This window comes from Acinetobacter sp. CY79 (genome assembly GCF_059515845.1).
The window spans coordinates 23,416-36,350 of the sequence record NZ_JCAKMY010000018.1 but is presented as its reverse complement, the minus strand read 5'-3'; the positions used below and the strand labels follow the sequence as shown (position 1 = coordinate 36,350).

General features: G+C 46.1%; 2 protein-coding genes. Both read left to right on the top strand.

The annotated features are described in order from the left end of the window. A complete protein-coding gene (locus tag AC5YCE_RS09050; protein ID WP_496171804.1) occupies positions 1-1,842 on the top strand; it encodes a lytic transglycosylase domain-containing protein in 1,842 nt (613 codons plus the stop codon). Between the two features lie 76 nt (positions 1,843-1,918). Further along, complete coding sequence (locus AC5YCE_RS09045; RefSeq protein ID WP_496171803.1) at positions 1,919-12,775, top strand: hypothetical protein; 10,857 nt, start codon at positions 1,919-1,921, stop codon at positions 12,773-12,775. The last annotated feature ends 160 nt before the right edge of the window (positions 12,776-12,935 follow it).

Here is a 12,935-nt window from a genome sequence, read left to right as displayed (position 1 = left end):
ATGGCTGAAATTCAATTACGGATGATTGAAGCCCCATCGTTCTCAGGTGTAAATGCTTTAATGGCATCTGCAGCGAAAGCACAAGGCGATGGGTTCAGAACATTACAGGACACGTTGAAAGGTTCACAGACTGCTATTCGAGATCAGAACACTGCTCGTTTATTGGATCAAGTAAACCAAGCAAAGACTACAGCTGAGTTTAATGCTCCAGCATTTCAACAAGGCTTACGAGATTTCCAAGCAAGTCTCGGAGGTGAGTACCACACCAAGGACTTCCAGAAGACTATGGAAGCTCGTCCAGATATGTTGATGGGTCGTGATATTAATCAGACTCGTTTGGACAATGCCTTGACGGAACAGAACGATGCACCAATCGTGAACGAGATCCTTGCGAAGCGTACACAGAATCCAAATGCAGATGTAACGGCATTACTGGGTCAGCTTCAAGGGAATCAGGCCGGAGTCTTAATGAACCTTGATGGTTTAAAGACTTCACATCTTGCGCGTCAGAATACGACGCAGTCAATGACGTTGGCACAGAAGACACACAACATGCAAGCTCAAGAGTTTGCAGAACAACAGAAGTATCGTCAGCAGTTAATTAACGGTACTTTTGGTGTCAGTGAGGCTCCGAATGCAGGTATCACCTTAGGCGGTGGTGCAGGTACTCAAAAGACTTACGGTGACATGGCTCAGTGGAACGAAATGATTGGCGAGGCTTCTCGTACATATGGTGTACCAGTCAACGTGATCCAAGCCATTGTTGAGCAAGAGTCGGGTGGTCGTAACGGTCAAACGTCATCTGCAGGTGCACAAGGTCTTATGCAATTGATGCCGAATACTGCAGCACGTTTTGGAGTACAGGCGGGTAATCGTATGGATCCCCGTAGCAACATTTCTGCGGGTACTCAGTACTTGTCTTTCTTAGGTAAACGATACGGTGGGGATTGGGCGAAAGCTACAACTGCTTATTTTGCCGGTGAAGGTAACATGGACAAAATGATTGCAGGTGGTAAAGCCAACAATCAGACTTGGACACAGTACATGGCTCGTCGAGGTAATGACGGTAAGGTGGCCAACCCTAACTCTGTGAAGTATTTACAGGATGTTGCGGCACGTATGCAAAAATACGCGGGCAGTGCTAGAGACGCGGTAGGGCAGCTTAGTCGTGCAGAGTTATCACCTAATCAAGCAAGCTTGTATTACGGCGGTGATCTCGGTGCGTATGCTCAGGCTCATAACACTGTACAGAATGGGGGACAAGGGGTTGTACCGCAAAACCTAGCACAGATGCTTCAAGGCCAGGCTCCGGAGGCTCAGAAAGCAATCCTTGATACCCAGTTGAAACAGGATCAAATTGCGAATGCGTCAAACAATGAGCTTTTAAATAAGCAGATTAATACATCACCCTTGTATGCAAATCTTGGTAAAGCGGGAGGAGGTCTTCAAGAGTGGGGCAAACAAACGTCTGTAACCTACAAGGACGAGTTGGAGCCGGGAACGAAAACTGACATCATCAGTATCTTAAATAATGATGCGGCAACACGTGGTCTCCCTCCGGCAATGAAAGCGAGCCTTGCACATCATATGGCTCAGACGGCTATCGCAGAGGATGCGTCAGGATTGTTTGATATGAATGGTCCAACTTCTAAAGAGAACCTTCGTAAGATGGCTCGTGAAGCGGTGCAAGAGTTCACAAGTGCGCGTCAGGTTCGTGATCAAAATGACTCTGAAATGTTGAGTCGAGCTTTGCAAAATCAGTTGACGATCCAACAGCTCAACCAAGCACAGCAGTCAAAAGATAAACAAATGGCTTTATTAAAGCAGTTTGCAGGTCTGTAAATACGTACGTACGTACTTACGTAATGAGGGAGTCAATGGTAACATTGGCTCTCTTTTTATTTGCGTAGGAATCAAAATGGATTTTGATCAATGGGGACAACCTTCCCCTAAGCAAAAGCAAGTCGAGGATGCGACCTTTCGCAATAACTTGTCTTACTTAAACAACCTCCGCACAACCTCGTTTACAGACATGCAGACGAAGCGTACTCAAACAAACCAAGCAATTCAGGCGAGTATCCAAGCAAGTCAGCAAGAAGCTGATAAGTATTGGGCAACTGGTGATGAAATGACTCAGGGTAGTTTCTCTGGTCGTGCTTGGGGTAAAACCAAAAACTTTGCAGGTAGTGCGTTGGATGCCGGTTCACAGATGTTGAACCAAGGTATTGCGTCTACTTACTTCAAAGATGCGATGGATGCTAAATCTCTCGTTTCAGATGAAGCTCGTGAAGCTCATGCCCGTTTCAAGAAAAATCCTTTCGATGCATCTGCAGAAGATATTGCCCTCTTACAACGCCGTCCTGAGGCTGAACGTGGTGTTGTCTACAACCCACAAACTAACCTTGAATTACTCAATGAATACCATGAGGAAATGGATGGCGCTCGTGAGTGGTTAGGTGATGCGCGTAAAGGTGAGAAAGGGAAATGGGGTACCGAAAAGTACAACCCATATTTCAGTGATCTACGTGATCGTGAGATGAAGACGCTCAACGATGCTGTAGGTAAGAAGTACAAACCACAGATCGAAGCTCTTGAAAAAGCAGGGGATACGAAAGGTGCATTAGCCCTAGCTGCTAAAATGAATGCTGAGTACTTGGGTAATGCTGTCAGTGCCAATGCAAAACACAATGATGCTTTGATTGGTGAAGCAGGTTCTCTCGTACCGTATTTAATGGGCGGTATGGTTACAGCTGTAGGCGGTGCAGGGCTTCAAACAATGGAGGACTACATTCACTCGTCTGCTGACTATGAGGAACGTGAAGGTCACATTGCAACTGGATCAGATGCATGGAAGATGGGCGGTATGGCTGCCTTGAACTTTGGTGCGAACTTCGTTGAGAACGCTACCCCACTTAAAGCACTTGGTTTAGCGAAAGGTCTTGCACCTTCCCAGGCTATCGGTGTTGCCAAAGGTACTGCAGGTAAGCAAGCGCTTAAAGCGGGTACCGGTGTTGCAGGTGCGGTTGCGTCTAACTTCTTGGCTACTGGTTTACAAGACACGATTCAAAAAGGTTGGGGCTCACTTTCTACTGAGGGTGTGGATTCACGTTCGTTCATTGAAGCCGGTGTTGCAGGTGGTCTTACTGCAGGTGCGTTGACGGCAGGTGGTCATGCAATCGGTGGTGTCGCTACTGCAACACGTGCAGGTACAGACCTTGCCAAAGAGAAGATCGACGCTCGTAAAACTACATACGAAGATACGATCAATCCTGAATCTCCTAAGTTCAATCCGGCAGAAGCCATTCGTTCACAGATGACTGAGTTCAGTAAGGCGGACGCTACTGAGGAATCCGCAGGCAAAGCCTACGCCAATATGGAACAGGCTGTAGATATTGCAGAGCAACAGTTCGTTACTACCCGTGATGAGGTTCAATCAGCACTGGCACAACAGGATGTCATCATCCAAGAGAATCAAACTCTGATTGCAGAGTATGAGACTCAGTTGCAATCTCTCCAAGATCCGGCACAGATCAAAGAGTTCCAAGACGAAATCACAGCAATGCGTGCGGATATTACCAAAGCAGAAGGTGTGAAGAAGGTTGCAACTACTAAGCTTGAATCCATGCATAAACATGCGAATGATGCCTTAGACCAGTTTGAGGCGTTCACCAAAGCTCAACGTGCTCAATCGGGTAAAGCTCCTACAACGGCTAACATCAAAGCGACAACTGATGTCGTGACCGGTAAGGTTGAGACTGCTACGCCTGAGGTTGCACAAGATGTAATTACTCAGATGAAGAACTCTCCACAGCTGTACTCAGCTGAGGCGCTGATTGCTGCGTCTGAGAATGCAAGCCTACCGTTAACACAGAATGAGCGTGGTCTATTCCGTACATTGGCGCAACGTGCAGTCGAGTTAAACCAAAGTAAAGATGACAACTATGTTTCAGCAGAGATCGTCAAAGGTGGTAAGGGATACCGCGGTCTTGATGAGTATGTGGCTCAAATGGCCAATGCAGTTTCATCAGGTCGTCAGCGTTCTCAAGATCGTCTGTTAGAGGAGATCGGTGAGTTTGAGTTCAATACCACGAACAAAGCTCAGGTTGCTCAAGAAGCTTTACGCCTATCTAAAGAATCAGGCGAAGTTTTCCAGATCTATAAAGATCAGGTAAATGGTCAATGGCTCATAAACCAAGGTGAAGTAGCAATCAATGATGCCAACCGAGATCAGCTTGGTGCATTGGATATTGATGCCGACCACACAGGGTCAGTTCGCTTGGTAGGGCGCATTGACAATGATGCAGTACTGATCGGTAAGACACGTGATGCCCTGGTACAAATGCAATCAGTACTTGGTGCACCAACTCAATTAGATTTACCGCAAACAGAAGCTCCGATGACGGAATCGCTTCCTCCCTTGTCATTGGATTCAGATGCTCAAAGCGCGTTAGATCATTTCAATGACACACGTGATGCTGATGACCTATCCCTCTCATTTGATAATTGGGTTCCACCTGAATCAGATCAACCAACTCAAACTCAACCTAAAGGTAAGGATACCGGTAATGTTAAGAAGCAAGAAGCTACGCCTACAAAAAGTGTTAAGAGACCTGAGACGAAAGGGGACTCCAACACTGACAAGCCATCACCACAGCGTACTAAGACGGATGCTGAATCAGTAACGCCTAAAGCTGAAAGCAAGGACGATACAGCTACGCCTAAACCTCCAAAGGGTCAAGGCAAGTTAAACGTACTCGCTGATACAACTCCGGCTACACGTGATGCTGAACGTCTGAAAGACTATGACGAGCAGAACTTAGTGCTTGTTGGTTTTGAGCAACGTACAGCAACCGACGGTGCGGTGAATCCATTAGTTGAGGTTAAGGACTTCCTTTCATCTCTCGATGAGTTAGACGATGCAGAGTACAAAGCAACTCTCGCAAAGTTTGCAGGGGCAGAACTAACCAAAGCTCAGGAAGATCACTTTACCAATTTCGGTAAGTATGCGATGCACTTCTCTACTGCCTTTGGTAACTCGTTTGTACGTACCAAAAGTAAGAAGTTCCATAAGGAAGACTTCCTACAGTACTTGGCTGTGAACGAAGACGGTGCGTCAGGTATTGAGCAGAACGTCAAAGTTGCGATGGCTGCATCTGCATTTACTTGGTTTAGTGAGAATGGTGAGCACCCTGCTTACAACGCAGACGAAATCGTACAGGGTATTTTCCACTTCAAGAACTCAGAGGGGAATACGGTATCGCAAGACATTCACCAAAAATTTGCTTACTCACAGTCGTTATCGACTATGGCAAGTACCTTAGGTAAACGTGCGGTACAAGCTCTGGGCTTACGTGTACGTAGTGATGTGGATTCACATTTCCAAGGTCGTCTTGAATCAGCGTTAGGTGTTCACATGGTCTACGCCTTAGAGCATCAAGGTGTACTCGCTGTGACTTCGATCACTGGTAAGGAGATGGCAGAACTTGCAAAAGGTCTTGGTCCATATATGTACCGTGACTGGTTGAGTCAGCAGATCGGCTCAACTCTCCCGATAGATGCGTCTAAGTACACACCTGAACAAAACACAGCTGTACATCAATTAGAGAACAGCTCAAAAGTTTACGGCAAGTTTGTGGAGTTAAAGCGTGACGCTGAGGGTGTTCCGCCTAAACTGGTACAACGTATTGTTGAAAGTGCTAAAGCCAAAGACGGAGACGTAGGTAGTGGCGCAATCATTGGTAAGATCTTCTCTGTGGTACCTGAGCGTAAAGGCCCGTCGATTACAAAGATTAAACCAATGGATGCAAAGACTAAGATCCGTGGTTCGGTATTAGCTCCGCCGTCTTTACAGCGTGATCGTATCAACAAAGCGATTGATAATCCGTTCCGTGTGCGTACAGAGACAGCAGATCCAATCGTCAATATGTTCGATAACTATCAGGACAAATTGTTCGATATGTTGGATCTTCATCACAGCGAGCAACACTTGACAGAAAATTTCCATATATCTCAACGAGGTAGTGTGAAGTCTAAACGTCAGGCGGTGATCCGTGATCTTGAACATGGTGTTGGGTTTATCAAAGGTCAGCTTACACGTGATGACAAGGGCGAGTATCAGCACGTTTACTTGGGCATGAATGTCGTTCGTACACAGCGTATGCATGTGGACAACAACGATTTAAACACTCAGGCGAACCAAGTACATCGTACGTTGTTGACACCTGTGGAGTATCGAGCAGAGATTGACGTACCAAAATTGGCAGAAGGTGAGTCGATTAAGAGTGAGCACTTGTACTCTGAGGCGGGAGACTTAACAAAATTAGGTCGTATGTTTGAGGCAGTTGCAGAACATGCAGAAGAATTGGGCTTGAAAACTCAGGGCTATGTTGGAGCGACTGCAGACAAAGTTCACCCTGAGACTTACTTACCTGAGCTATTGGATTGGTACCACTCTGCTGAAACACAAGCAGGTATCAAAGCGACAGCTAACTTAATGGCTTTGACCAAGTCAGGTGATAAAGTTCCTGACAGCGTGTTCCGTGATATGTCTAAAACTGTGAAAGCAATGGGCATGGGAATCCAATCATTTAATGGTTTGGTTTCACTCGCTGAGTTGCACATGGCCATGACTGATCCTAAAGCTCCGTCTACTTTCACAACCTACCTACGTGCAGGTTCAGATGGTAAGACGAACGGTTCAGCAATTGCGCTGACTCAGTCGGGTACCGTGGATGCGTCGACAGGTACGAATGATATGTCAGATGGTTTTGGTTTAATCACCAAAGCGTCTGCAAATGATCCGGACAAGGGTTTCCAAAACCAATACGAAGTAGCTCGTTCAGGTATGGGCGATTTGTACAACACGATCAACACGTACCAAGACAACCGATGGAATCAGTTGCTTGCATCGACTACGTTCACATCGAGCACAGGTGATAACGAACGTCTGCGTAAAACTGCTGATCGTATGAATGTGTTGTTCGGTGACTTCTTGCAACGTGCTAAGGGTAAGACGATTGCATCACCTACGATCTATGGTTCAGGTACCACAGCGATTAAGATCAACTCTGTAAACGAAGCTGTGTCTACGATTTACAAGAAGATGGCTAAAATTGCTCAGACTGGTAAGACTGATCCTGATACTGCAGTACAGCAATTGGATGTTATGCGAAAGGATATGAATGCGATCTTTGCATTGTTCAATAGCAACTTCCGCTCTATCCCTGATGGTATGTATGGTAAGGAAGGTATGGAGATGTACCGTACTCAACTTGAGTATGACTACAACTCTCGCAACGCTGATGCGCCAGTGGATTTCAGTGGTATGTCTGATATGGACTTCTTGGCGAAGTACACGGGTAAAAGCGGAACACTTAACTCAATGTGGGGTTCAGCGAAGTACCGTTATAACCGTGAGCGTCCAAATGTTGCCCCAGTATCTTTGATCAAAGATGGTGAATTATCTGTCGCTACATTACTAGAGACAGAGTTACCACGTGACCTAATGCTTGCACTCGAGACCGTGATCTACAATACACATGGTCGTGTTCATGAGATGGCTTTACAGGATGCCTATAAAGATTACCTGGCAGTCCGTGACGTAAACATTGCAATGTCATCTGTGGCTTACGAAACGTATGCAGCATTGAAAGAGTCATTGGTTGAGTCGTATATCCAAGAGGGTATGGAACCAACAAGCGAGAAAGGTTTACCACGCATTCCATACAAGATGGTTGATGGTAAAAAAGTTCCGCTTGAGGGATTGTCTAAGAAAGCCATGGAAGAAATTGACCGTGAGCTTTACACAGCAAGACCTATCGTTGTTTCAGCTTTGTCGTCTAAATCAGATGATCCAGTTGGTACCGGTATCATGTTGACAGACACACGCTCGCAATCGCTTAAAGCAGAGGAGAGCCATGTAAGTATTCGTACTCGTAGCGTTTTTGGTAATGCGAAAAGTAAGGAAGGTATTTCCAAATCTGAGGTTGGTATCACAGCTGAGGTAGATGGAGATCCGGGTGTTCGTGGATCTGTATTCCCTGTACTTGGTACAGATGCATACATCTCGTCTGCAGCATTAGGTTCAGGCTTTGCAACAGAGAACATGCATGATGCGAACTACTCAAACTTAGAACGTGTGGGTGAGCTTGGTCGTGTACAGAATGAGGCATTCCATGAGATTACCTCAACGTACCACATGCAGGTAGAGATGCTGAACATGATGATGCGTTCTCTTGACCAGGTTGCTAAAGGTACTATCCCGATCAGTGAAGCTTCACGCAAGAAGATCCAAGATGCTCTGACACGCCTTGGCGACAAGATGCCGGTAAGCTTTGCAGATAACTCTTTGAGTGGTTTCCTCACAGGACTTGCAGAACATCGCTATGCGTTGGAAGCCAAGAAGTTAGATTACTTGGATTCACTGGACACAGTTCACCAGTACGGTAGTTGGGGTGGTGAGGTTAAGTTGACTGATGCACATCAGAAGGTGCGTGATGACAGTCGTGCTAAGTTGGAACAGGACTTAAAGACTAAGGCTTTAGGTCGTGCGAAACGTGTGGGCAATGCGTTAGAAAAGTTGTTTGGTGGTGAGGTACTTGAGGTTCGTAAAGTAACGGAGCCGGAGAATAAGCCAGTTACTAAAACTGAGCGTATCTTGGCACGTGGGGACGGGAAGCCTTTGGATGCACGGGTTGCAATCAAAGCTTTGAGAAAGGAAGTCGTAACATCTGCGAGTGGTCGTCAGTTGCTCGATGTGCTTGAAGGGATTTTACCGGATGGGCTTACGATCAATTTGATTAATGATCAGGTTGTACCGGAGCATGTAGATACGTCGTACCAAAAAGGTAAGTCGATGCTTGATGCAGGTGCGTCAGGTTGGTATTCACCGAAGGCGAATCAGATCAATATCTTGGATTCAAAGTCAGCGAATAGCCGTGTAGGTGGTGAGTTGTTGATGCATGAGTTACTTCATGCGGGCTTGTCTAATGGGATTGCACTTGCCCAGTCGGGTAAAGGTACTCAGGCAATGCGTGATGCAGTTGATCGCCTAGAGGGTTTACGTGCTGATGTTGTAGCCTCGTTGAAAGGTACCGCACGTGAAGCTGAGTTCAAGGAAGCCACAGCCAACATTGATGAATTGGTTTCATGGGGTATGACTAACCCAACATTCCAGAAGTACTTGGCAAGTACGACAGTGGAACGTAAGGGTCGTAAAGTTGTTTCTATGTTCAAGGATTTTGTGTCAAGTGCACTTGATCTTGTATTTGGCCATGACCGTCCTCGTGCATCGAACCGCAAGCATATCCCTGCATACGAAGCGTTGATTATGGATATGGCTTCACTGTCGAGTGAAATCACAGCATTGAAAGGTGCTGAGTTGGCAATGACTCAAGAAGCTAAACCAATGATCTCAGGTCAAGAGCGTGCAAAGCAGCGAGCTACTCAAGCGTCTCCTCGTGACATCTTTAGATCTCTCGATGGGCAGAACAATTCACGTGAGTTTACTCAGCGTGTAGAGACGATGATGGACACTGTCATTGAGACTGTGATCACCCGTGCAGGTCGTGAACATCTTAAGGATGGATTGACTCAAATTGCGGACCGATCTGTAGATGCACGTTCTGCAGGTTTTGCATTGAATGATCGTGAGGCTTATGCGGTTGAAGCTTTTGAAGTTGTGATCGACACAGCACTTGATAATGGTGCAGGTTCAAACGTGATGAAAGTGATGCACAAAGCATACGAGGAAGCTCGTAAAGCGATGACACCGCAATCATTCCATAAAGGCGATTGGACACATGCAACAGCTCAAGACAGGGCGTTAGCTCAGGCTAAGTTTGATTACATCTTTAAAGCGAAAGCGACTGGCGGACGTAACACAACGATTGCTCGTTTTGCTTCAATGGCTTTAGGTAGTGAGCAGATGTCACAGCTCCTTAACTTCAAACCAAGTGTTGAAGCTGGGAAGCCTACGACTCCTTACGGCAAGTTGCTGAAAGCGTTTGATTATGCAGTTGCATGGACAAACAATTGGATGGCAGGCACACATCGCGCACAGACCGTGTCAGCGAAGGTAGATGCTCTTGTTAATCGAATTGCACAGATTGATACGCGCAGTCGAAACATTGCTGTAGAGCGCTTCTCTGCAGGCTTTGATTGGATGACTGCCAAGATGGGTTCATTGAATCCAATGTCAGCAAAAGCAATCGGTAAGTTGGGACAGTTTGAGTTTGTTCGTAACAGTAAGTATGCGGTAGTACGTGCGGTAGGTCAGTCAGCTCGTTTGGCTGTATCAGACAAGATCGACAACATCCCGGGTGCATTACGTGATTTACGAAATCATGAAAACCCTGGCACACGTTACGGTGTTACTGCAGAGATTCTTAATGAGTTCGGATCTGCTCAAGGTTTTGCCAAGGGACTACAGAAGTTACTTCGTGGTACCAAGGAAATTGAGAAGGCTCGTGCTGCAGTTAAGTCCTCGGTTAAAACAATTGTGGACAATGGTTTCTCTCGTAAGCTTACACCTGAGGAAAGTAAAGCGGTTGCATACGGCTTATTACGTTCAGACGCTCATACGTTAATGGACACGTACTCGGCTCAAGACTTGCAAGGTTTAGTTGCTCAAAAGCTTAAACGTGAGAAAGCCATTGGTCAGGCTCAAGTTGAGGTTATGCGTCTGCATCCTCAAGGTAATGCCATGATCAATAAAGCTAAACAATTGGCTTGGTACATGCAGTCAGGTAATCCAACAGCAGGGCTTGTTATGAATGCCCAAGCGATTGCACAAGGTTTAGGTACATCAAATTTTGTGGAGTTACGAACAGCTGATCCAAAACTTGTAACGGCATTGGATAAGTTGGCTTCGTTGTGGTCGATTGAGTATATGGATGGTGATAGTCGTAAGGTACTGGCTCAAGTGATGTCACAAGAGTTAGGACGCAAAGATGGGGTGAATGGTTTTGAGAACGCGTTACGTGTACATAAGCAGTTAAGTGCTGATGCAATGGAACATCGTTTTAAGGACAACCCACTGTCTGCGATCAAGGGATGGGTTCCGGAGATCAACAATCCATACGTGGAGACACGTATTGATGTAGTGAGTAATGGTGAAAAGCTTGAAGCTCAAGGATGGGTAAAGGTTGCTGAGCTTAGTCAGGATTCTAATGATCCTGTTAAACATACTCAGGCAATGTATTCTCGTGAGGGGGGTTATCAACGTCGTGTGTCTACGGTGATGAGTCTGACCGATACTCATACGAAAGGTATGATTGTTACCGATCAGGGTATGTCTCAGGCTGTGACAGCTTCACAAGCTCATTTGGTTAAGCAAGTGGAGTTGACCAACCATGTAACGTATGACCCAAGAGGGGATCAGAATACGCAACTGTTTGCTACGTACGACACTTTAGGTAATGTGATGCACCATTCGTACCGTATGAACAATAACGCACGTGATGAGCTTCTACAGCGCAAGCACGAGGTAGGTGAACTACTGGGCGAATATGCAGGTTCAAGCTTGGATAAGACTTACTCTCCGGCTCAGAACATTCGTACGATTGATGCACTTCATGCGGACTACTTGGCGAACTTCACCAAGAACCCTCGTGCCTATGTAGCCATCGGTCCGTTTGTTGCGGATCGTGGTGCTCAGGAACTATGGCGCTTAATGCCACATGATACCCGTAAGGCGATGGAAGATACTTGGGGTAAGAACGAGCCAATGTATATCCGCAATGACTTGGTTTCTCTTGTCTTTGGTTATCGCAAGTTGGCTTTAGGTAACATCTGGAATAAGCAACAACAGGAACGTAACTTCGCTGAACGAATGTACACAACGATCATGGAGGGGATGTTCAAAGACAAAGCTCAGCTTCGCTCGTACCAAGTTGGTCGTGCTACTTCTGAGATTGTGTCTACTGCTAAAGACTTCATCGTACTTCGTACACCTGCAGTCTTGATGGGCAACATGACCTTTAACTCCGTACTTCTGACAGCTCTTGGAGTGAATCCAGTAAATGCTATGCGAGATGGTATGTTGGCGTTTAAGGCAGGTAAAGCGTATCAAGATGATCGCAAGGAACTCCTTGAGATCGAGGTGCAGTTACGAAGTGGAGTTGGTGATACAGCTAAGCTTGAACAGCGCCTTGCTGTACTGCAAGACTCCATGGCTCGTAATCCGCTTAAAGCGTTTATCGAGTCAGGAACTATGCCCGCGATTGTTGATGATGTTGAAGCGACTAACGATGACTTTGGGTACAAGACTGCACTTGCATCTAAGGCATCCGAGTTGACAAGTTATGTCCCGGATACTGCAAAGAATGTAGGTAAAACTTTGATGATGTCACCGGGTACTGTTGGTCATAACTTTATGTCAGCGGCTACACAGTACTCCGACTTCATCGGGCGATACATTGCGTACAAGCACTTCACTGAGAAGGATGGTATGTCACATGATGCTGCAGTACATGAAGCCATGGAGACATTCATTAACTACGATCTGCCATCATCTGCTCAGGTACAGTGGCTTAACGATGTAGGTGCGATGTTGTTTACTAAGTTCTTGTTCCGCTACCAACGTGTGATGCTTGCGTTGTTGCGTAAGAACCCAGCGCTTGTGATGACTCAATCTATGGCTCTTGGTGCGATGACTAGCATGGAGACTGTGCTTGATCCTAACTTGCTAAGTAAAGGTTTAGGCGTAATCAATCCGGGTCCGCTCATTTTACCGTCAGCTGTGATGGGGTCAGGTGTGTTAGGTGTAGCGTTGTAATAACGCTACTTGTAAGATAGGGCAATCATTAAAAGGTTGTCCTATCATGTTGAAGTTTCAAGGTGTTCTTCCAAAAGCTTTGTTAGCTGTTTCAGCGTTTATCGCTTTAATGATTCTCACTGAGTGGAAGCACACCTCCAATTTTGGTATAGGTGGATTC